Origin of the sequence: Streptomyces sp. NPDC059224 (genome assembly GCF_042754285.1) — a bacterium.
Taxonomy (GTDB): domain Bacteria; phylum Actinomycetota; class Actinomycetes; order Streptomycetales; family Streptomycetaceae; genus Streptomyces.
In genome coordinates this window covers 69,871-90,578 of the sequence record NZ_JBHZAN010000024.1, presented here as the reverse complement: position 1 = coordinate 90,578, position 20,708 = coordinate 69,871, and the positions used below count along the sequence as shown (strand labels likewise).

At 70.7% G+C, this 20,708-nt stretch carries 19 protein-coding genes; 6 read left to right on the top strand and 13 right to left on the bottom strand.

The window, feature by feature from the left end:
* Positions 1-159: 159 nt before the first annotated feature.
* Complete coding sequence (locus ACFXI4_RS26505) at positions 160-1,644, bottom strand: hypothetical protein (protein WP_384995344.1); 1,485 nt, start codon at positions 1,642-1,644, stop codon at positions 160-162.
* 457 nt (positions 1,645-2,101) lie between these two features.
* Here ACFXI4_RS26505 and ACFXI4_RS26500 point away from each other — a divergent pair, with 457 nt between their 5' ends.
* Positions 2,102-2,758, top strand: coding sequence for a bifunctional DNA primase/polymerase (locus ACFXI4_RS26500; protein ID WP_362721355.1), 657 nt, complete (start codon positions 2,102-2,104; stop codon positions 2,756-2,758).
* 171 nt (positions 2,759-2,929) lie between these two features.
* Here ACFXI4_RS26500 and ftsY read toward each other — a convergent pair whose 3' ends face one another.
* Positions 2,930-4,123 carry a signal recognition particle-docking protein FtsY gene (ftsY, locus tag ACFXI4_RS26495; protein ID WP_384995341.1) on the bottom strand — a complete coding sequence of 398 codons (1,194 nt, stop codon included), beginning with the start codon at positions 4,121-4,123 and terminating at the stop codon, positions 2,930-2,932.
* A gap of 128 nt (positions 4,124-4,251) precedes the next feature.
* Between ftsY and ACFXI4_RS26490 the strand changes: the two genes are divergently transcribed.
* Both ACFXI4_RS26490 and ACFXI4_RS26485 read left to right on the top strand, forming a co-directional pair.
* Positions 4,252-5,724: a purine-cytosine permease family protein gene (locus ACFXI4_RS26490; RefSeq protein WP_384995339.1), complete on the top strand. Its 1,473-nt coding sequence runs from the start codon at positions 4,252-4,254 to the stop codon at positions 5,722-5,724.
* A 94-nt stretch (positions 5,725-5,818) separates the two neighbouring features.
* Entirely contained in the window at positions 5,819-6,790 is a 972-nt protein-coding gene (locus ACFXI4_RS26485) for an LLM class flavin-dependent oxidoreductase (protein ID WP_384995336.1), read from the top strand.
* 130 nt (positions 6,791-6,920) lie between these two features.
* Here the strand turns inward: ACFXI4_RS26485 and ACFXI4_RS26480 are convergent, their stop codons facing one another.
* The 4 genes from ACFXI4_RS26480 to ACFXI4_RS26465 all read right to left on the bottom strand — a co-directional run bounded on the left by ACFXI4_RS26480 (position 6,921) and on the right by ACFXI4_RS26465 (position 13,406).
* Complete coding sequence (locus tag ACFXI4_RS26480) at positions 6,921-8,339, bottom strand: sugar porter family MFS transporter (RefSeq protein ID WP_384995333.1); 1,419 nt, start codon at positions 8,337-8,339, stop codon at positions 6,921-6,923.
* A gap of 305 nt (positions 8,340-8,644) precedes the next feature.
* Positions 8,645-12,268: a chromosome segregation protein SMC gene (smc, locus tag ACFXI4_RS26475; protein ID WP_384995331.1), complete on the bottom strand. Its 3,624-nt coding sequence runs from the start codon at positions 12,266-12,268 to the stop codon at positions 8,645-8,647.
* A gap of 269 nt (positions 12,269-12,537) precedes the next feature.
* Positions 12,538-12,741 carry a hypothetical protein gene (locus tag ACFXI4_RS26470; RefSeq protein ID WP_093498859.1) on the bottom strand — a complete coding sequence of 68 codons (204 nt, stop codon included), beginning with the start codon at positions 12,739-12,741 and terminating at the stop codon, positions 12,538-12,540.
* Between the two features lie 383 nt (positions 12,742-13,124).
* Positions 13,125-13,406 carry an acylphosphatase gene (locus ACFXI4_RS26465; protein ID WP_384995328.1) on the bottom strand — a complete coding sequence of 94 codons (282 nt, stop codon included), beginning with the start codon at positions 13,404-13,406 and terminating at the stop codon, positions 13,125-13,127.
* A gap of 188 nt (positions 13,407-13,594) precedes the next feature.
* On the opposite strand from ACFXI4_RS26465, the gene ACFXI4_RS26460 reads away from it, so the two are divergent.
* The 3 genes from ACFXI4_RS26460 (at position 13,595) to ACFXI4_RS26450 (ending at position 15,648) form a co-directional block, all read left to right on the top strand.
* Positions 13,595-14,731: a CAP domain-containing protein gene (locus ACFXI4_RS26460; RefSeq protein ID WP_384995325.1), complete on the top strand. Its 1,137-nt coding sequence runs from the start codon at positions 13,595-13,597 to the stop codon at positions 14,729-14,731.
* A gap of 208 nt (positions 14,732-14,939) precedes the next feature.
* Complete coding sequence (locus ACFXI4_RS26455; protein ID WP_384995322.1) at positions 14,940-15,128, top strand: hypothetical protein; 189 nt, start codon at positions 14,940-14,942, stop codon at positions 15,126-15,128.
* A gap of 115 nt (positions 15,129-15,243) precedes the next feature.
* Complete coding sequence (locus tag ACFXI4_RS26450) at positions 15,244-15,648, top strand: winged helix-turn-helix transcriptional regulator (RefSeq protein ID WP_384995320.1); 405 nt, start codon at positions 15,244-15,246, stop codon at positions 15,646-15,648.
* Here the strand turns inward: ACFXI4_RS26450 and mutM are convergent.
* The 7 genes from mutM to rsmD form a co-directional block, all read right to left on the bottom strand.
* Positions 15,621-16,481: a bifunctional DNA-formamidopyrimidine glycosylase/DNA-(apurinic or apyrimidinic site) lyase gene (mutM, locus tag ACFXI4_RS26445; protein WP_362724981.1), complete on the bottom strand. Its 861-nt coding sequence runs from the start codon at positions 16,479-16,481 to the stop codon at positions 15,621-15,623. The two genes, ACFXI4_RS26450 and mutM, sit on opposite strands and share 28 nt — an antisense overlap.
* 82 nt (positions 16,482-16,563) lie before the next feature.
* Positions 16,564-17,421 carry a ribonuclease III gene (rnc, locus tag ACFXI4_RS26440; RefSeq protein WP_384995318.1) on the bottom strand — a complete coding sequence of 286 codons (858 nt, stop codon included), beginning with the start codon at positions 17,419-17,421 and terminating at the stop codon, positions 16,564-16,566.
* Positions 17,422-17,429: 8 nt separating this feature from the next.
* Positions 17,430-17,603 carry a 50S ribosomal protein L32 gene (rpmF, locus tag ACFXI4_RS26435; protein ID WP_007493396.1) on the bottom strand — a complete coding sequence of 58 codons (174 nt, stop codon included), beginning with the start codon at positions 17,601-17,603 and terminating at the stop codon, positions 17,430-17,432.
* A gap of 2 nt (positions 17,604-17,605) precedes the next feature.
* On the bottom strand, positions 17,606-18,256 hold the full coding sequence (locus ACFXI4_RS26430) for a YceD family protein (protein ID WP_384995316.1): 651 nt from the start codon (positions 18,254-18,256) through the stop codon (positions 17,606-17,608).
* 143 nt (positions 18,257-18,399) lie between these two features.
* A complete protein-coding gene (locus ACFXI4_RS26425) occupies positions 18,400-19,479 on the bottom strand; it encodes an ATP synthase F0 subunit B (RefSeq protein ID WP_384995313.1) in 1,080 nt (359 codons plus the stop codon).
* Between the two features lie 58 nt (positions 19,480-19,537).
* The gene (coaD, locus tag ACFXI4_RS26420) at positions 19,538-20,017 is read right to left on the bottom strand and encodes a pantetheine-phosphate adenylyltransferase (protein WP_362721239.1); all 480 of its coding nucleotides are present in this window, start codon (positions 20,015-20,017) and stop codon (positions 19,538-19,540) included.
* Positions 20,018-20,043: 26 nt separating this feature from the next.
* Positions 20,044-20,631 carry a 16S rRNA (guanine(966)-N(2))-methyltransferase RsmD gene (gene rsmD / locus ACFXI4_RS26415; RefSeq protein WP_362721236.1) on the bottom strand — a complete coding sequence of 196 codons (588 nt, stop codon included), beginning with the start codon at positions 20,629-20,631 and terminating at the stop codon, positions 20,044-20,046.
* Positions 20,632-20,708 lie beyond the last annotated feature (77 nt).

Below are 20,708 nucleotides of genomic sequence, written 5' to 3'. Positions count from 1 at the left end.
GGATCGTTATCGTGGCGCAACCTTCTCCCGGTCGTCTCCGCGACACGGCGGAGACGAGGAGAACCGGCCGCGGCGGCCTTCCGATGACCTGGCATGGGGGAGCCGAGTCGGGCAGTTCGGGAGGGCCGGCCGCGGCCGGGGTCTGGGGTGTGCCGGGGTTCAGACCGCCTCGGCGGTCTCCGGCAGGTCGACGGCGAGCTGTTCGGTGAGGTCGATGACCGCGGCGAGGTCGCCGTGGTCACGGACGGCCGCGTCCACCGTCTTTCGAATACGAGTGTTCACGCGTTCCGAGCGGACCTTCTTGGCGATGCCCATGGCTTCGGAGGCGAGAACCGTGCTCTGCTCGGGCTCGCCGCGCAGCAGGTGCACGGTGGCCATGCCGATGAGGTTCAGCGCGTACGACCGCTGGTGCTCGGAGTCCTTGGCGAACAGCTCCACGGCCCGCTGCATCAGTGGCTCGGCCAGGGAGGCGTAGGTGGGACTGCGGCCGGCGACGTAGGCCAGGTCGCGGAAGGAGTGGCTGTTCTCGCCGTGGAGCTCGGCCTCGGAGAAGAAGCGGATCCAGTCCGGATCCGGATCGTCCCACTCGTCGGCCTCGCCGAAGGTGTCCTCGGCCATCCGGACCGCGCGCTTGCACTTTCCGGGCTGGCCCATGTTGGCGTAGGCGCGGGCCTCCATCGCATACAGCATCGACTGGGTGCGCGGGCTCGCGCAGTCCCGGCTGCCGTACTGGGCGAGGTGGATCAGCTCCAGGGCGTCGTCGGGCCGGCCGAGGTGGATCATCTGACGGCTCATGCTGGACAGGACGTACGAGCCCAGCGGCTTGTCGCCGGCCTCCTTGGCCGCGTGCAGCGCGAGCACGAAGTACTTCTGGGCCGTGGGCTGGAGCCCGACGTCGTACGACATCCAGCCCGCCAGCTCGGCCAGTTCGGCGGCGACCTTGAAGAGCTTGCGGGTGGTGGCCTCGGGCTGGGGTTCCTGGAGCAGGTCGGTGACCTCGTGCAGCTGGCCGACGACCGCCTTGCGGCGCAGGCCGCCGCCGCACTGGGCGTCCCACTGGCGGAACATCATCGTGGTGGACTCCAGGAGCTCCAGCTCGGGCCTGGACAGACGGCCCGGGCGGCGGGGGTCGGCCGCCGGCTCGGGGTCCTGGTGCGGGGCGGTGGGCGAGGGGACGAGCCAGCGCTGCATGGGTTCGATGAGGGACGGGCCCGCCGACAGGATCAGCGAGGTTCCGAGGAAGCCGCGCCGCGCCAGCATCAGGTCGCTGCGCGAGAACTCGCTGAGCAGGGCCACCGCCTGCGGGCCCGTCCAGGGCAGGTCGACGCCGGTCGCCGAGGGTGACTGGCGGGCGGCCCGCAGACCGAGGTCCTCGACCGATACGACGCAGCCGAAGCGCTCGGAGAACAGCTCGGAGAGGATCCTGGGGATCGGCTCGCGCGGGTTCTCCCCGTCGAGCCAGCGGCGCACCCTCGACGTGTCGGTCGAGATGTGGTTGGCCCCCAACTGGCGCGCTCTGCGGTTCACTTGCCGCGCCAGCTCGCCCTTGGACCAGCCACTGCGCACGAACCACGAGTTGAGCAGCTCATTGGGGCGCTTGTCCGTACTGGCCGCGGTCGTCCCGCTTCCGCCGTTGCCGCCCACTGGAACGCCCCCATCCCTGAGACCACTTGATGCCGGATGCGCCAAGCCCTATCAGAATGCCGGTAAATACGGCTTCCCGTCCGCCAGTTCTCACCCTTCGAACGGGATGCCTAGTTGCCTCCGGCATACCCATGAGTGCATGTGCCCCCAGGCCTCGTGCACTCAAAGTAATCCTACGATCACTGCTCCAGCCATGGCGATCCCGGAAACGCCACCATTCGCCACCCCTTCGAATGAACCCACGATGGCGCTGGCGCGATTCACTTGACATAGGACGGCCGGGAGTAGGCGGAGCGGTGCACTCGGGGGCGCACAACCCCAGGTGCACCACCGGCGGCGCCTCCAGGCGCCGCCTTGACCTTGCGGGCGCGAGGGAAAGCGGAGCCGTAGCGTCACGTTCCGTTTCCGTCCCGCTCCGTGTCGTAACCACCGGCACGGCGGACCCGTTGGAGGGGGCATGGGCTTCACGATCGGCGGCATTCGCGAGATCCGCTCCGGCACGCGCAGGCGCGGCCGTTCATCGGATTGCACCGCCGTCGCCGAGTTCACCGGCCTGTGGGGCTGGGACGTGGTCCCGGGGGCCCGGGCCGCGGCCGGAGCGTGTTCGTGCGGGCTCGCCGACTGCGGCGCGCCGGGAGCCCATCCCCTGGACTTCGCGCCCCGGCTGCCCGCCGGGGCCACGCTCGACGAAGTCACCAAGACCTGGGGCGAGTTCCCGGGCGCGGCGGTGATGCTGCCGGCCGGCCGGGCGTTCGACGTCATCGAGGTCGCCGAACCCGCCGGGCGCCGGGCCCTGGTCCGGCTGGAGCGGATGGGCCTGCCGATCGGCCCGGTCACCGCCACCCCCGAGGGCCTGGCCCACTTCTTCGTCGCCCCCGGCGCCGCCGCCGAACTTCCCGAACTGCTCTACCGCATGGGCTGGGACGACCCGGCCTCCCTGGACCTGCGCGGCCTCGGTCCGGGCGCGTACATCACCGCGCCGCCGTCGGACCGGGGCGGCCTGGGCCCGGTGCGCTGGCTGCGGCCGCCGGCCCTGGACTCGGCGACCCGGCCGCCGGCGGCCCGGCTGCTGCTCGGCACGCTCGCCTACGTGGCGCACCGGTCGCGGGCGTAGCCGGCTTCGCCGGGCCGGCAGCGGAGGGCCCCGCCGCATCCGCACCGTGCGGCGGGGCCCTTCTTCGCGTCGGCCGGGCCACCGCGGCCCGCCATGCGGAGGCGCCCGTCCCCGACCACACGTCGGGAACGGGCGCCTCTCACGCGGGCCGGCACGTTCACTGCCCGGCCGCTACTCCCCGATAAGGGCGTCAACGAACGCCTCCGGCTCGAACGGCGCCAGATCGTCCGCGCCCTCGCCGAGGCCGATGAGCTTGACGGGTACGCCCAGTTCGCGCTGGACGGCGATCACGATGCCGCCCTTGGCCGTGCCGTCCAGCTTGGTGAGCACGATGCCGGTGATGTCGACGACCTCGGCGAAGACCCGCGCCTGCACCAGGCCGTTCTGGCCGGTGGTGGCGTCCAGGACGAGCAGCACCTCGTCCAGCGGGGCGTGCTTCTCGACGACCCGCTTGACCTTGCCGAGCTCGTCCATGAGCCCGGTCTTGGTGTGAAGACGCCCGGCGGTGTCGATCAGCACGACATCCACCCCCATCTCCTTGCCCTCCTTCACCGCGTCGAACGCGACGGAGGCGGGGTCGCCGCCCTCCGGCCCGCGCACGGTGTAGGCGCCCACCCGCTCGCCCCAGGTCTGGAGCTGGTCGGCGGCGGCGGCCCGGAAGGTGTCGGCGGCGCCGAGGACGACCGTGCGGCCGTCGGCGACGAGCACCCGCGCGAGCTTGCCGGTGGTGGTGGTCTTGCCGGTGCCGTTCACGCCGACGACCATGACGATGCCGGGCTTGCGGTCGGCGGGCTCGGTCTTCACCACGCGGTCGGCCTCGGTGCCGACCAGCTTGAGCAGTTCCTCGCGCAGCAGGGCGCGCAGCTCCACGGGGGTGCGGGTGCCGAGCACCTTGACGCGCTCGCGCAGCCGTTCGACCAGCTCGGTCGTGGGCTGCACACCGACGTCGGCGGTGAGCAGGGTGTCCTCGATCTCCTCCCAGGTGTCGTCGTCGAGGTGCTCGCGCGAGAGCAGCGTGAGCAGCCCCTTGCCGAGCGCGTTCTGGGAGCGGGAGAGCCGGGCGCGCAGCCGGACCAGACGGCCGGCCGTGGGCTCGGGGATCTCGATCTCGGGAGCCGGTGGCTCTTCTACGACGACGGGAGCCGAGCCGTCGGGAAGGTCGACCTCCTCTATCGTCCGGCGCGGTTCGTCGCGCGGCGTCTCGGCCTCGTCGCCGACGTGCGGCTCGGCCGGGGGCGCGGTGATGTCGGGCGCGGCGGGCGGCGGCGGGGGCAGCGACTTCTTGCGCCGGCTGCCGATGACGAGCCCGCCGAGCGCACCGAGCACGACCACGGCGATGACTACAGCAAGGATGACGGTTTCCATAACGCGTCCAGTATCCATCCCTCCCCCGGGCACGACTTTGCTCCCTCGCGAAGGAGTTTCCGGGCGATGCTCCGAATCGGCATGCCCATTTGGGGGGTATTCATTGGACTAAAGTACGATGACTGCCCATGAGGACCACCGCCCACCACGATGGCGCCCTCGAACATCTGGAAGAGTCGCTGGAGCGGCACGGCCTCGAAACCCGGGGCCTCGAACCCGTCCCGGACTCCGAGCGCACCGCCACACCCGGCGGACTGCTCCCCACCTGGATCGCCGCCAACATCACCGTCCTGCTGCTGACCATGGGCGCGACCCTGGCGGTGCTGTTCGGACTGAACTTCTGGCAGGCCCTGGCGGCCGGCATCGCGGCCCCGACCGTGTCGTACGGCCTGGTCGGACTGATCGGCATCGCGGGCCGACGTGGTGCCGCGCCGGGTATGACCCTCTCCCGCGCGGTCTTCGGGCAGCGCGGCAACCTGCTGCCCGGTGCGCTGATCTGGGTGGCGCGCTGGGGCTGGGAGACGATCAACGCGGTGACCGGCGCCTATGCGCTGCTGACGGTCCTGGACATCCTCTTCGGGGTCCGGAGCGGCCCCGTCCTGATCATCGCCACCCTCCTTCTCTTCGTGATCACCACGTTCGCGATCTCGGGCATGGGCATCAGGGCGGTGCGGCGCTGCAACCGGTGGGCGACCTGGCTGTTCGGGGCCTTCACGCTGCTGGTCCTCGGCCGGCTGATCGCGACGACGGAGTGGAGCAGGCTGCTGGCACAGCACGCCGGTTCCACAGCGGCGATGATCACCGGCATCGGGCTGATCGCCGCGGGCGGGATGAGCTGGGCGCCGGCCTCGCCGGACTTCACGCGGTATCTGCCGTCCACGGCGTCCTCGGCGGCGATCGTGTGCAACACGGTCGGCGGCGCCGTGATCGTCGTCCTGCCGATGGTCCTGATGGGCGCGGTGATGGCGTCCGGCATGCCGGAGCTCGCCCGGGCGGGCGACCCCGTCTCCTTCCTCGGCGAGATCCTCCCGCTGTGGCTCGCGGTCCCCTATCTGCTCGTCGCCCTGGCGGGCATGCTCCTGATCAACGCGATGTCGATGTACTCGGCGGGCTTCACCGCGCAGACCCTCGGCTTCCGGATCCCCCGCCACTGGGCTGTCGCCGTCAACGCGGTGATCTCACTGGTCCTCGCCGGGGTGCTGATGCTGGCGGCGACCTCGTTCATGGGCACGTTCATCGCCTTCCTGTCGCTGCTGGCGGTGGCGTTCTCGGCATGGGTGGGCGTCTTCGGGGTCGACATGCTCCGGCGGCGGGAGTACGACGCCACGGCGCTCCTCGACACCAGCCGCGCCAGCGCCTACTGGTACCGGGCGGGCTTCTCCCCCGCCGCCGTCACGGCCTGGGCGCTCGGCCTGCTGGCCGGATCCCTGTTCACCAGGTCCGACTGGTTCACCGGCCCGTTCGCCGCGAACAACCCCGTCGGCCGGTACGGGCTGGGCTGGATCGCGACGATCGTCGTCTCGGGTCTGCTGTACGCGGTGCTGCCGAAGCCGGCGGTGGTGCCCGCGTCGGCCGGGGGGCGCGCACCTCTGGCCGTCTGACGCACCGTCAGCTACTGTCCCCGCACACCCGCGCGCCGGACCCCGCGTCTGCGCCGTGATCCACACGGCAGGCCCTAGGTGAAGGGGAACTCCCATGCCCGTCTCGGTCGTTCGCTTCAACCTCGTCGAGCCCGGAGCCGACTCCGCCTCCCTGGGCGCCCGCTACCGGGCCGCCGTTGAGATGGCCGCGTACGCCGACGAACACGGGGTCACCACCGTCCAGACCGAGGAACACCACGGGGTGGACAACAACTGGCTGCCGTCGCCGTTCGCCTTCGCGGGCGCCGTCTTCGGAGCCACGCGGAACATCGCGGTGACCGTGTCGGCGGTGATCGGCCCGCTGCACGACCCGCTGCGGCTGGCGGAGGACATCGCGGTGCTCGATCTGCTCAGCGGGGGGCGGCTGGTGACGGTGGCCGGGATCGGTTACCGGCCGGAGGAGTACGCCCTGTTCGACGTGGAGTGGAAACGGCGGGGGCGGTTGCAGGACGAAGTGCTGGAGACGCTGCTCAAGGCGTGGACCGGGGAGGAGTTCGAGTACCGGGGCCGTACCGTACGGGTCACACCGCGGCCCTTCACCGAGCCGCACCCGCTGCTGCTGGTCGGCGGCTCCTCCCACGCCGCCGCCCGCCGTGCCGCCCGGCTCGGCCTGCCGTTCTTCCCCAGCGCGCATCTGCCCGAGCTGGAGGCGTACTACAAGGAGAAGCTCACCGAGTACGGCACCGAGGGCTGGACGATGATGCCCACGCAGGAGACGCCGCTGCTGCACATCGCCGAGGATCCCGACCGGGCGTGGGCCCGGTACGGGCAGCACTTCCTGCACGAGGCGCGGACGTACGCGTCCTGGCAGTCGGGGGACATCCGCTCGGCGGTGCGCTCGGCGGCCACGACGGTGGAGGAACTCCGCGCGGAGGGCGTCTACCGCATCCTCACGCCGCAGGAGTGCGTGGCGGCGGGGCTGGACAACCTGGTGCTGCACCCGCTGGCGGGCGGCATGCCCGTGGAGGAGGGCTGGCGAAGCCTGCGCCTGTTCGGGGAGTCCGTACTTCCGGCGCTGGGGGCCTAGGCAGGACCGCCGTGCGGAAACGGACCGTCGCCCCGCCCGGGCAGTGACCGGGCGGGGCGACGGGGGGATACGAGGAGAGGGGCAGCGGGGACTTGGCCCCCCTCCTCGAGTCGGGGACCTCGGGGCGAGGTCAGCCCATCTCCTCCAGGGACTTGCCCTTCGTCTCCTTGACGTACTTGAGGACGAACGGGATGGAGAGGGCCGCGAAGACCGTGTAGATCACATAGGTGCCGGAGAGGTTCCAGTCGGCCAGCGACGGGAAGCTCGCGGTGATGGCCCAGTTGGCGATCCACTGCGCGGAGGCGGCCACGCCGAGCGCGGCGGCACGGATCCGGTTCGGGAACATCTCGCCGAGGAAGACCCAGACGACGACACCCCAGGACAGGGCGAAGAAGAGGACGAAGATGTGCGCGGCCACCAGCGCGGTCCAGCCCTGCGCGGCCGGGAGCTTGCCGTCGACCAGGTGGTAGGAGAAGGCCCAGGCCTCCAGGGCGAGACCGACGACCATGCCGACCGAGCCGATGAGGGCGAGCGGCTTGCGGCCGATCCGGTCCACGAAGATCATCGCGATCACGGTGCCGATGATGTTGATGATCGACGTCGTGAAGGAGTAGAAGAACGAGTCCGCCGGGTCCACGCCGACCGACTGCCACAGGGTCGAGGAGTAGTAGAACGCGACGTTGATGCCGACGAACTGCTGGAAGACCGAGAGACCGATGCCGACCCAGACGATCGGCTTGAAGAAGAAGGAGCCGCCGAGCAGGTCCTTGAACGTCGACTTGTGCTCGCTCTTCATCGCGTGCTCGATCTCGGCGACGCGGGCGTCCAGGTCGGCCTTGCCGCCCTCGACCTCTTCGAGGATCTCGCGGGCGCGCTCACGCTTGCCGACGGAGAGCAGGAAGCGCGGGGACTCGGGGATCGCGAAGGAGAGCAGGCCGTACAGGACGGCCGGGACCACCATGACGCCCAGCATGACCTGCCAGGCCTCCAGGCCCATCAGCTTGCCGCGCTGGTCGCCGTCGGCGGCGTTGAGCAGACCCCAGTTGACCAGCTGGGAGATGGCGATACCGACGACGATCGCGGCCTGCTGGAAGGAACCGAGGCGGCCCCGGTAGGCGGGCGGGGCGACCTCGGCGATGTAGGCGGGGCCGATCACGGAGGCCATACCGATGGCGAAGCCGCCGATGATCCGCCAGAAGGCCAGGTCCCACAGGGCGAAGGGCAGCGCCGAACCGACGGCGCTGATGGTGAACAGCACGGCGGCGATCTGCATGCAGCGGATACGGCCGATCCGGTCGGCTATCCGGCCGGCGGTCGCGGCGCCGATGGCACAGCCGATCAGGGCGATGGCGATGACCTGGGCCAGGGCGGCGGACCCGACGTCATAGCGGCTTCGGATGGCCTCGACGGCACCGTTGATGACGGAGCTGTCGTAGCCGAAGAGGAAACCGCCCATCGCGGCGGCCGCCGCGATGAAGATGACATGCCCGAGATGATCGGGGTGAGCCGTCCCGGCTCCTGAATGGGGTGCCTGCGCAGTGCTGGTCACAGAAAACTCCTCGGGCCACCCGGCAGCACTGCCGGGGGTGGGGGTGAGCCCTCTCAGGTTGAGTGGCGCAGAACTCCACACCGCTCATACCTGAAGGTAAAAGCAACGTTGCAGAGACTATGCCTTCAAGTTTTGAAGTCAATAGTCGGTACGGTGTGAAGTTGCAGATACCACGCAAGAGAGATGCGTTCACTTCTTGAAGAAGATAGAGAGATGATCTCCCCGAAGGCGCGGGGATGCGCGCAACCGGCCGCGGCCGCACCACACCGCACCGCACGCGGAGGGAACCCCGCCGGGACCCGGCGTCAGCGAAGCCGCTGACTGATGACCTTGGACACACCGTCGCCCTGCATGGACACGCCGTACAGCGCGTCCGCGACCTCCATCGTGCGCTTCTGGTGGGTGATCACGATCAGCTGGGAGGACTCCTGGAGCTCCTGCATGATGCGGATCAGCCGCTGGAGGTTGGTGTCGTCCAGGGCCGCCTCGACCTCGTCCATGACGTAGAACGGGCTGGGCCGCGCCTTGAAGATCGACACCAGCATCGCCACGGCGGTCAGCGAACGCTCGCCACCCGAGAGCAGGGAGAGCCGCTTGACCTTCTTGCCCGGCGGCCGGGCCTCGACGTCCACGCCCGTGGTGAGCATGTTGTCGGGGTCGGTCAGGATCAGCCGTCCCTCGCCGCCCGGGAAGAGCCTGCTGAAGACGCCCTCGAACTCGCGGGCGGTGTCCCGGAAGGCCTCCGTGAAGACCTGCTCGACACGCTCGTCGACCTCCTTCACCACCTGAAGCAGGTCGGTGCGGGTCTTCTTCAGGTCCTCCAGCTGCTCGCTGAGGAACTTGTGCCGTTCCTCAAGGGCCGCGAACTCCTCCAGGGCGAGCGGGTTGACCTTGCCCAGCTGCTGGTAGGCCCGCTCGGCCGCCTTGAGCCGGCGTTCCTGTTCGGCCCGGTGGAAGGACTTGGGCTGGTTGCGCGGGTGCTCGGGGTCCTCCGGCAGCACCTCGCCCTCGGCGGGGGGCGAGGGCGGCACCGGTTGGTGCGGTCCGTACTCGTCGACGAGTCCCGCCGGTTCGACACCGAGTTCCTCCAGCGCCTTGGTCTCCAGCTGCTCGATCCGCAGCCGCTTCTCGGCGCCGAGTACCTCACCCCGGTGAACTGAATCCGTGAGTTTGTCGAGTTCCGCCTTGAGGTCGCGGCCGGTGGTGCGGGCGGCGGCCAGTTCCTGCTCGCGCCGGGCCTTCGCGGCCTCGGCGGCGGCGCGTTCCCGGTCGGCCCGGCCGGCCGAGACCTCGACGTGGGCGAGCAGCTGGCGGGCGCCGGCGGCGACGGCCTCCGCGACCGCGGCCTCGTGGCGCAGCCGGGCCCGGCGCTGCTCGGCACGCGCGCGTGCCTCGCGTTCCGCGCGGGCGGCGCGGTCCAGGGAGTCGGCGCGGCCGGCGAGACCCTTGACCCGCTCCTCGTGGGTACGGACCTGGAGGCGGGCCTCCATCTCGGTCTGGCGGGCGTTGGCGCCGTCGGCGGCGAGACGGTCCCGGGCCGAGGTGTCCGGCTCCTCCTCGACCGGCATCTCCTCGGCCACGGCGAGCCGCTCGGCCAGTACCTCGACCTCTTCCAGGGCCTTGTCGAGGGAATCCTGGGCGCGGGCGGCCGCCGCCGTGGACCGTTCCGCCTCACCTGCCGCGCCGCGCGCCTGTCCGGCGAGGCCGCCGAGCTGCTGGGCCACGGCCGACTTCTCCCGGTCGGCGGCGCGGCGGCGTTCCGCCAGCTCCTCGACCTCGGCGGTGCAGTCCTTGCGATACTCCTGGGCCGTCCGCTGGGCCTCGGCCAGCGCCTCGCAGCGGACCGCCAGCTCCTCCAGTTCGGCGGCCGCCTCGTCGACGGACGCCTGTACTTCGAGGAGGCTGGGGGCGCCCGCGGAGCCGCCGTGCGCGAAGTGCGCGCCGAGGAGGTCGCCTTCGGCGGTGACGGCGGTGAGGTGGGGGTGGCGGTAGACGAGGTCCTCGGCGGCTTCGAGGGTGTCGACGACGACGATGTCGCGGAGCAGCCGCCGTACGGCGGGCATCAGGTCGGCCGGGCCCCGCACCAGGTCGGCCGCGAAGTGCCCGGCGGGGGGTGCCGCCGGAGGCCGCCGGTCGGCCGCGGGTACGTCGTGGCCGGTCTCGCCGTTCCCCGCGCCCCTGTGGGGCGCTTCGGGCCGGGGCGTCTCGGGGGCTCCCGACAGCAGCAGGGCCGCTCGGCCCCCGTCCTGTTTGCGCAGCAGGCGGATCGCGTCTGCCGCCGACGCGGGAGCCGTCATCGCGACGGCGTCGGCCGCGGTGCCGAAGGCCGCCGCCAGGGCCGTCTCGTGGCCCGGGGTCACCGTGAGCAGTTCGGCCGCCGGGCCGAGGACACCGGTGAGGCGGTCCCGGGCGCCGAGCAGTATGCCGGTGCCGTCCTTGCGGCGCAGGCCGAGCGCCAGCGCCTCGTGACGGGCCTGGGTCGCGGCGCGCCTGCGTTCCGCCGCGGTGGACGCCTCGCGGGCCGCGGTCAGGGCCGCCTCCGCCTCGGCGAGCCGGTGTCTGGCCCGGTCGTGCTGTGCGGCCAGTTCCTCGTCACCGGCGTCGAGTCCGTCGACCTCGGCTTTGAGTGCCTCGTACTCCTCCTGTGCCGACACCGCCCGTTCCTGTGCCTCGTCACGGGCGGCGGCCAGCCGGTCGATCTCCGCCTGGGCCGAGCCTGCCCGGGAACGAGCGGCGTTGACCTGGCCGTTCAGCCGGGCCAGGCTCTCCCGGTGGTCGGCGATGGAGCGGGCCACGTCCTTCAGGCGCCGTTCCTCCACGGCCAGTTCGCGCTCCAGTTCGGCGCGGTGCGCGACGGTGTCGTCGAGGGCGTGCTGGGCCGCCTCCAGGGCCGCCTCCAGCTCGGCCTCCTGCTCACGGATGCGGTGGGCCTCGCGCTCCATGTCCTCGGGGTCGCGGCCGCGCCGTTCCTCGGGCGGCGCGGAGGTGGCGCTCTTCACCCGGGCGTCGGCCAGCGAGACGGTGCCGCGCACCCGCTCGGCCAGCTGCGACAGCTCGTACCAGGTCTGCTGAGCACGCTGCAGGCGCGGGCTGAGCTGCCGCACCTCGTCCTCCAGGAGCGCCTCGCGCTGGAGGGCCTTCTTCAGCTCCTGCTCGGCGGCCTCCTTGCGTTCCTTGAGGGCAGCCTCGTCGGCGATCTCGCTCTGCAGCGCCTGGCGCAGGCGTACGAGGTCGTCGGCGAGCAGGCGCAGGCGGGCGTCGCGCAGGTCGGCCTGGATGACGGCGGCCCGGCGAGCCACCGCCGCCTGGCGGCCGAGTGGCTTCAGCTGACGTCGCAGCTCGTCGGTCAGGTCCTGCACGCGGGCGAGGTTGGCCTGCATCGCGTCCAGCTTGCGGAGGGCCTTCTCCTTGCGCTTGCGGTGCTTGAGGACGCCGGCCGCCTCCTCGATGAAGGCCCGGCGGCCCATCGGGTCCGCGTGCAGGACGGAGTCGAGCTGGCCCTGGCCGACGATGACGTGCATCTCGCGGCCGATGCCGGAGTCGGAGAGCAGTTCCTGGATGTCCAGGAGGCGGCAGGTGTCGCCGTTGATCTGGTATTCGCTGCCGCCGTTGCGGAACATGATCCGCGTGATGGTGACCTCGGCGTACTCGATGGGCAGCGCGCCGTCGGAGTTGTCGATGGTCAGGGACACCTCGGCGCGGCCCAGCGGGGGGCGGCCGGTGGTGCCGGCGAAGATGACGTCCTCCATCTTGCCGCCGCGCAGCGACTTGGCGCTGTGCTCGCCCATGACCCAGGTGAGCGCGTCCACGACGTTGGACTTGCCCGAGCCGTTCGGACCGACGACGCACGTGATCCCCGGTTCGAACCGGAGCGTGGTCGCCGAGGCGAACGACTTGAACCCGCGAAGGGTCAGGGCCTTGAGATGCACGCCGTGGGACTTTACCCGGCGGCGCTACCGCACTCCACGACCCCTCGCAACCTCGCGGTTTCGCGCATGAACATGCAGGGCACATCAGACGTTAAAGAAGGTGAAAGGATGCGCGGGGCTGGAAGGTGCCGGGCGCGGGGGCGCGGGGGCATACCAGGGGAGCAGGAAGAAAAGAAGGGACGCCGGGGCGTCCCTTGCAGATCTTGACAACGTAGCGGTTGAAAAGGCTGCCCGACCGCCGCATGTGCTGTTGTGGAGCGATGCAGCGATCAGGTGAGCGCAGGCTCCGCCTGGTTTGCGTCGATGCTCTCCATGATCCTGTCGGGAGAAGCGGCAGCCGTCAGCGCGTCGTTCTCTGCCTGAATCCGTACGAGCTCGGATTCGAGGTCCTGGACACGCTGCTGGAGCCGTCGCATCTCGGCGAGGAGTCGCGGGTCAGAGCCGCCGACGTAACCGAGAAGCGCCTTTGCCATGATGGATGGTCCTCCACACTGAGTGACCGACCGTAGCGGTGTGGGTCGTGAGGGAATCGCACCCGCGGTGCTTGACACATCCGAGTGTTACTCGCCTGTTGCTCCATGCCAAACAGCTAAGGTGCGCGGGGCTTTCAGCGTCTCACCAAAAAGTTTGACGGTCAACACGATCACGCCCTGTATTGGCGGGCGAACCCGGGCACGCGCGGCTCAGGACCGGCGGCGCCGCGACTCCCGCGGGGCCCTCGGAGCACGGCGATCAGCTTTATCCGCGGAGCCTGCCACGACATGCGATTCTTGGCAACCACCAGGCCATTCCCACTTTGTGCACATGCCGGTGGCAGGTCACGAGGGTTGCGCCCGCGGGTCTGCGCGGGACGGGGTCAGCGGATGGCGAAGCCGTCGTAGCCGCCGCGGGGTGTGTCCCAGATCTCGGTGACACCCTCCACCCGCCCGGGCGTGTCATCGCCCTGGAGCCAGTCGAGCAGGCTTTCGCAGCCCGTCCGGGAGCCCTCGGCGACCACCTGTACGCGGCCGTCGCCCAGATTCAGAGCAAAACCGCTCAGGCCGCCGATCTCCAGCGCCCTGGCCCGTGTGAACCAGCGGAAACCGACACCCTGTACCCGGCCACGAACCCAGGCGACCAGCCGCACATCCTCGCTCATGAGTGCAACCTAACGGCCAATGTCACGCGGAACGCTTCCGCCCCCACCGCCATGCGGTACCGTCCCGACCCAATGAATCTCATCTGAAACTCACTCGATCGAGTGAGGCTGGTCGACCAGAAGGAGTCATTGGCCACACCGGCCCCTGGTCGACCGCTACCGCGAGGACGAGGGAAGAGGGCAAGGACATGGGACGCCACCGACGCTCCGCCGCCGGCCGCGCCGCCACGGGCCGCGCCATGGGGGGCACGGAGAGCGACGGCCCCTACACGGGCGGCCTCGACCCGCAGGAGTCGTACGCGGGTCTCCGCTTCGGGACGGGTACCGCGGCCTACCTGCACCAGGAGGCCTACGCCGACGCCAACGCGCGCAGCTCCGCCTACCTGTACGAGACCCACGACGACTACGCCCGGGCCGACGGCACGGCCCTCTTCTCCACCGAGGAGTTCGCCCCGGTCATCGGCGGCTCCCCGGCGGGCGGCAGCGGACACCGGCGCAAGAAGAAGGCCGGCGCCCGGCCCATGCGCACCGGTCTGCTCGGAGTCTCGGCGGCCGTCGCCATCGGCACCGTCGCGGTGGCCACCGGTGTGGTGCCGGGCCTGGAGAACTACAGGCTCGGCGGGAACACCAGCACCACCGGCGACGACCGGGTGCAGGCCGACGGGGTGCCCAGCAACACGGCCGCCGAGCAGGGCGGCACCTCCGGCAGCGCCCAGAGCCGGGACACCGGCTCCTCGACCAGCCGGGACACCCAGCGTTCCGGCTCGCCCACCGGGACGGCGGCCGCGCCCGCTCCGGCGTCCACCTCCGCCTCACCCGCGCCGGCGAAGACGGCGCCCGAGCAGCCGGAGCCCAGCGCCACGCCGTCCGGCAAGGCGACGCCCGCGCCCGCCAAGACGGCCACCAGGGCGCCGGTGAAGACCGCGGTGCCGGTCACCGTGTCCGAGGCGGCCGCCGCCGAGGCCGAGGTGCTCAAGCTGGTGAACGAGGAGCGGGCCAAGGTCGGCTGCAGCGCGGTGTCCGTGAACTCCTCGCTGACCGGGCTGGCCGAGTCGTTCAGCGAGGACATGGCCGCGCGGGACTTCTTCGACCACACCGACCCGGACGGCAGGACGCCGTGGGACCGGGCCGCGGCCGTCGGCATATCCAACCTGGGCGGCGAGAACATAGCCCGGGGCCAGGCCACCGCCGAGGCCGTCATGGACGCCTGGATGAACAGCGAGGGCCACCGCGCCAACATACTGAACTGCGACTTCAAGACCCTCGGGGTCGGCGTGCACCTCGGTTCGGGCGGCCCCTGGTGGACGCAGGACTTCGGCTACTGAGATAACCGCGGGCCAGTGGGTCCGGGAATCGTCCTGGCCGGATTCCGGGCCGTCCGCCGCGGATGTGAGCGAAGATCCCACGGCGGCGGCCGACAGACGCATCCGCCCGCACTGTCACCCGAACGGCCCAACCTGACGTGTCGCCCATACGGAGGAACATCAAGCTGATTGGTGTCCTAACCGAGGCAATCCGTGAAAGGCCAACGACATGCGCATTCGACGGTTCCTCGCCGCCGCCATCGCCGCGGCAGCCCTCGCCGGACTGGGCCTCACAGGCGCCACCACCGCCTCCGCCGCCAGCCTCACCCCGGGTGAGTGCGAGCAGGGTGGCGGAACGGTCAATTGGGCGACCAACCTCTGCAAGGGCGGCTCGTACGACGGGCAGATGGTCGACTGAACCCCAGTGGGTGCGCCCCGCAGCCACGTGCTGCGGGGCGCACCCGCGTGAGGGTGCGCTAACCAGTGGTTAGCGCACCCTGTTGGTTAGCGCTGCGTTCGCCTAATCTTGACGCATGACCATCAGCACCGAGGACCGTCCCGAGGAAGAGCGTCCTGCGTACGACGCCTTCGCCCGGGCCTGTCCCTCGCGCAGCACGCTCGAACACGTCATGGGCCGCTGGGGCGGGCTGACGCTGAGCGCGCTGCACGAGGGGTCGTTCCGGTTCAACGAGCTGCGCCGGCGCGTGGACGGCGTCAGCGAGAAGATGCTCTCCCAGACCCTCCAGGCACTGGAGCGCGACGGCCTGGTGCACCGCGAGGCCCAGCCGACCAACCCGCCGCGGGTCGACTACGAACTCACCCCGCTCGGCCGCGAGGTCGCCGACCGCCTGCTGTCCGTCGTCCACTTCGTGGAGAGCCGGATGGACGAGGTGCTGGCCGCCCGCGGACGCTACGACGAGACGCGCGGCGCCCGCTGACACGTCGGGCAGAAGTAGCTGGACCGGTTCATCCAGGGCCGCCTGCGCATCGGGGTACCGCAGCGCCGGCAGGGCAGTCCCTCCCTCCCGTAGGCGTCCAGCGAGCGGTCGAAGTATCCCGACTCGCCGTTCACGTTGACGTAGAGGCTGTCGAAGCTGGTACCGCCGACGGCCAGGGCCGCGTTCATCACGTCCCGCACATGGCCGAGGAGTTCGGCGGTGCGCGGGCGGGTGAAGCCGGCCGTCGGACGCTCGTAGTGGACCCGGGCCCGCCAGAGCGCCTCGTCCGCGTAGATGTTGCCGACCCCGCTGATCAGCGACTGGTCGAGCAGCGCCCTCTTGATGGTCGATCGCTTCCTGCGCAGCGCCTGGTGGAAGGCCTCGTCGTCGAAGAGCGGGTCGAGGGGATCACGGGCGATGTGCGCGATGACGTCCGGCAGCCCGTCGAGGGTGTTGTCGTGCAACGACAGCCCGCCGAAGGTCCGTTGGTCGACGAACCGGAGTTCGGTGCCCAGGCCGTCGGCGAACCTGACGCGGATCCTGAGGTGCTTCTCGTCCGGTGACTCATGGGGCTGCACCAGCAGCTGGCCGCTCATGCCGAGGTGGGCGAGGATCGACTGGCCGGTGTCCTCCAGCGGCAGCCACAGGTACTTGCCGCGCCGGCTCGGAGTGCCGACGCGGTGGCCCTTGAGCCGGTGCGTGAAGTCGTCGGCACCGGCGAGGTGCCGCCGTACGGCACGCGGGTGCAGGACCTCGGTCTCGCCCACGACACGGTGGGCGACCCATCGCTCCAGGCCACGCCGTACGACCTCGACCTCGGGCAATTCGGGCATCGCGTCTCCCGTGCAGGACCCTGGACGGTCCGAGCGCCCGGCCCCGCGAAGGGGCCGGGCGCTCGGATCGTCGCGCTGTTCTTCAGGCGGAGGCGGCGGACGACGAGCCGTCGTCCTCCTCGGCCGCGGCGGCCTGTTCGGCTGCCGCTGCCGCCTTGGCGGCCTTGGCCCGCTCGTCCGCCGCGGCGCGGATGGCGCGCCAGGCGGACTCGGCGGCCTGCTGCTCCGCCTCCTTCTTGCTGCGGCCGGTGCCGGTGCCGTACGAGACGCCTCCGACGCGGGCGGCAGCAGTGAAGGTCTTCTCGTGATCGGGGCCGGTCTCCGTGACCAGGTACTCGGGCACGCCGAGGCCCTCCGTCGCGGTGAGCTCCTGGAGACTGGTCTTCCAGTCCAGGCCGGCTCCGAGGTTCGAGGACTTCTCGATCAGCGGGTCGAAGAGCCGGTGTACCAGCTCGGACGCCGAGTCGAGGCCCTGGTCGAGATAGACCGCACCGATCACCGCTTCCAGGGTGTCGGCAAGGATGGACGCCTTGTCCCGGCCGCCCGTGCCCTCTTCACCGCGGCCGAGCCGGATGAAGGAACCCAGGTCGAGACCGCGGCCCACTTCCGCGAGCGCACGCGAGTTCACCACCGCTGCCCGGAGTTTGGCCAGCTGGCCCTCGGGCAGGTCCGGGTGGGTGTTGTACAGCGTGTCCGTGACGACGAGGCCGAGGACGGAGTCACCGAGGAACTCCAGCCGCTCGTTCGTCGGCAGGCCGCCGTTCTCGTACGCGTAGGAACGGTGGGTCAGCGCACGCACCAGAAGGGCGGACTCGAGCTTGTAGCCGAGCCGCCCTTCCAGAAGCGTGTGGGACGAGGCCGTGCTGTCCGTTTTCTTCTTGGCAGATGGATCCGCCTTGGCGTCATCCGCCTTCTTGGGACTGGACACAGTGCCTCTCACCTGGCCGCTCAGACTTCGAGGACCTGGCGCTTGTTGTAGGTGCCGCACGACGGGCACGCGATGTGCTGCAGCTTGGGCTCGTGGCAGCGCTCGCACGCAACCAGGGTGGGGACCGCAGCCTTCCACTGCGACCGGCGGTGGCGCGTGTTGCTGCGCGACATCTTCCGCTTCGGAACAGCCACGGCTACTTCTCCTGCTTCTCGTCGACGCCCGCTTCCGCGTCAGCGCCGCTCATCTCGACCTTCTCGCCGTCCTTGGTGGAACCGGCGAGTCCCTGCAAAGCCGCCCAACGGATGTCGACGGCGTCGTGGTGGTGGTCCGGGTCGTCCGCGAGCCGGGCTCCGCACTCGGAGCACAGTCCCGCACAGTCGTCCTGGCACACCGGCTGCATCGGCAGTGCGAGCACCACCGCATCCCGCAGCACGGGTTCGAGGTCGAACAAGCCGTCCTCGATGAAGTACCTGTCCTCGTCGTCCTCGGCGTCGTCGCCCGGTTCCGCGATCACACGGCCCCGGTCGTCGGCGTCAGGGTACGAGAACAGTTCCTGGAAGTCCGCTTCGAGCTCCTGCTCGACCGGCTCCAGACACCTTACGCACTCCCCCTCGGCCTGTGCACGGGCGGTGCCTGTGACGAGCACCCCTTCGATGACCGACTCGAGACGGAGGTCCAGCTCCACCGGGGCACCTTCCGGCACTCCGATGACCCCCTTGATACCGAAGTCCTCGGGGGCGTCGATCGTGCGGGTCAGGCGCTGCAGCGCGCCAGGACGCCGCCCCAGCTCGTGCGTGTCGAACACGAACGGGTCGCGGTGGTCGAGACGTGCGTGAGGAGCCATTCCTGCTTTCGATCTTCGAGTTCAGAGGGACGCCGTCCGGAAGACGTCTCCGGGCAGCGGTGATCGCGGATGTGGACGCGACCGAAGAGCCAGGATACTGGACCTTTCGCTGTCGGCCCAATCCGCCGTCCTCCGGCCCCTTCCTACAGGCCGCGGCCCTGCTCGTAGGCCCTCAGCTGCTCCGGCGTGATCATGCCGGTGTCGAAGAGGCTGGTCTCGTCGAGGGCGTACGCCTGGTGCTGGGCCTGCTGCTGGGGATCGTAGACGGGCTGCTGGCCGGTGTCGTAGCCCTGGTAGGCGTAGGGGTCGGCCTGCTGGTAGCCGTAGGGGTCCTGCTGCGCGTAGGCGGGCTGCTGCTGGGGGTAGCCGCCGTAGGGGTCCTGCTGCTGCGGGTAGCCGTACGGGTCCTGCGCGACGGGCTGCTGCGCCGGCTGCTGGTCGTACTGCGGCTGCTGCTGGGCGGCGACCGGCTGCTGCTCGGGCTGCGCCGCCTGGGCGTCCTGGTCGGCGAGGGCCGCGAGGTCGGCGAGGTAGTCGGCGTCGCTGGAGTGCTGGAAGGTCGTGTTGTCGTCGGACAGGGCGCCGAGGGCGTCGGAGGCGATCCGGCCGTGCAGCTTGGCGCGGCCCTTGCCGACGGCCTCCAGGGTCTTGGCGAGGACCGCCTCGAAGGCGCCGAGCTTGACGTCGACGTAGGCGTCGGCGTCCCGGCGCAGCGTCTCCGGGTCGTGGCTGCGCTCGGGGGCGTCCTCGTCCTCGTAACCCTGCTCGTCGAGGCCGGGTCCGGTGCCGAGGAGCTTCTCGCGGCCACGGCCGACCGAGCCGAGGGTCTTGGTGAGGACGACCTCGAAGTTGGCGAGCTTGGAGTCGACGTAGTCGTCCGCGTCGGCGCGGACCTCCTCGGCCTCCCTGCGGGCCTCGCCGAGGATCCGGTCGGCCTCCGCCTGGGAACGGCGGGCCACCTCGGTGTCGGAGATCAGCGAACCGCGCTCGGCGTGCGCGGTCTCGATGATCCGCTCCGCCTCCATGCGCGCCTGCTCGACCATCTGCTCACGGCCGCCGATCAGCTCCTGGGCCTGGGCGAGGGAGCCGGGCAGCGCCTGGCGCAGTTCTTCGAGCATCGCGAGCAGGTCGGCCCGGTTGACCACGCACGACGCCGACATGGGCATGGCCCGGGCACCGGAGACGGTGGCCACGATCTCGTCGAGCTTGTTCTGTACGTCCACCCTGCGCTCGCCACTCTCTACAGCTGTGTTGGAGACGGACGGGACGACTGTAGCCCCATCAGTCCCGGTGAATACGCTTGTTGAGAGCCTCGAAGACGGGCTCCGGAACCAGGTGCGACACGTCTCCGCCCCACTGGGCGACCTCCTTGACCAGGGAGGACGAGAGGAAGCTGTAGGTGGGGTTGGTCGGCACGAAGAGCGTCTCCACGCCCGACAGACCGATGTTCATCTGGGCCATCTGCAGCTCGTAGTCGAAGTCGCTGACGGCCCGCAGACCCTTGACGATGGCAGGGATCTCACGCTGCTTGCAGAAGTCGACGAGGAGGCCGTGGAACGCCTCGACGCGGACGTTCCCGTGGTCGGCCGTGACCTGGCGGATCAGGTCGATCCGCTCGTCGATCTCGAACAGGCCCTTCTTGGACTTGTTGATCATCACCGCGACGTAGACCTCGTCGTAGAGGCGGGACGCTCGGGCAATGATGTCGAGGTGTCCGTTGGTGATCGGGTCGAACGACCCGGGACAGACGGCGCGGCGCACTTGTGATCCCTCGCTCTCCGGTCCGGTCATCGTGCGTCTTCGCACGTAGAGGCGGCGCGACCGTACCAAAACGTTCCCTCGCCGTAGCGACGGGACCGGAGGGCCTCGAAGCCGGCCGGCCACGGGAAGTCACCGCCTCTGGTGCTGCGCTCCACGGTGACGAGCGCCTCGGGCGCTAGCCAGCCCCCCGAGTGGAGTGTGAGGAGAATCTCCCGAAGATCGTCGTCCGAGACCGCGTACGGGGGGTCCAGGAAGACGATGTCGTACGGCTGCGCGGGCGCCGGTGTCCGGACGATCTGTTCCGCTCTGCCCGCCCTCACCTCGGCGCCGGGCAGGCCCAGGTTCCTCACGTTCTCGCGCACGACGCGGGCGGCCCGGGGGTCGGCCTCCACGAGGAGGGTGTGGCCGGCGCCCCGGGAGAGGGCCTCCAGGCCCACGGCTCCCGAACCGGCGTAGAGGTCGAGGACCCGGTCGCCGTCCAGGGGGCCGCCGAGGAGGGACTGCCAGGTGGAGAAGAGGCCCTCGCGTGCGCGGTCGGAGGTGGGGCGGGTGCCTGTGCCGGGCGGCACGGAGAGGCGCCGTCCGCCTGCCCGGCCGGCGATCACGCGGGTCATGGGGGGTCCTTCTTCGGGGGCGGCTTCACGGGTTCAGTCTGGCAGGCCGACCGGGGTGGGTGCCTGGTGCGACGGCG

Coding starts and splice junctions, on each gene's coding strand:
- ftsY (WP_384995341.1), bottom strand. CDS start 4,123: ATGGAAACCGTCATCCTTGCTGTAGTCATCGCCGTGGTCGTGCTCGGT.
- ACFXI4_RS26485 (WP_384995336.1), top strand. CDS start 5,819: ATGCCCGTCTCGGTCGTTCGCTTCAACCTCGTCGAGCCCGGAGCCGAC.
- ACFXI4_RS26490 (WP_384995339.1), top strand. CDS start 4,252: ATGAGGACCACCGCCCACCACGATGGCGCCCTCGAACATCTGGAAGAG.
- ACFXI4_RS26470 (WP_093498859.1), bottom strand. CDS start 12,741: ATGGCAAAGGCGCTTCTCGGTTACGTCGGCGGCTCTGACCCGCGACTC.
- ACFXI4_RS26500 (WP_362721355.1), top strand. CDS start 2,102: ATGGGCTTCACGATCGGCGGCATTCGCGAGATCCGCTCCGGCACGCGC.
- ACFXI4_RS26455 (WP_384995322.1), top strand. CDS start 14,940: ATGCGCATTCGACGGTTCCTCGCCGCCGCCATCGCCGCGGCAGCCCTC.
- ACFXI4_RS26450 (WP_384995320.1), top strand. CDS start 15,244: ATGACCATCAGCACCGAGGACCGTCCCGAGGAAGAGCGTCCTGCGTAC.
- ACFXI4_RS26465 (WP_384995328.1), bottom strand. CDS start 13,406: ATGAGCGAGGATGTGCGGCTGGTCGCCTGGGTTCGTGGCCGGGTACAG.
- ACFXI4_RS26460 (WP_384995325.1), top strand. CDS start 13,595: ATGGGACGCCACCGACGCTCCGCCGCCGGCCGCGCCGCCACGGGCCGC.
- mutM (WP_362724981.1), bottom strand. CDS start 16,481: ATGCCCGAATTGCCCGAGGTCGAGGTCGTACGGCGTGGCCTGGAGCGA.
- rsmD (WP_362721236.1), bottom strand. CDS start 20,631: ATGACCCGCGTGATCGCCGGCCGGGCAGGCGGACGGCGCCTCTCCGTG.
- ACFXI4_RS26430 (WP_384995316.1), bottom strand. CDS start 18,256: ATGGCTCCTCACGCACGTCTCGACCACCGCGACCCGTTCGTGTTCGAC.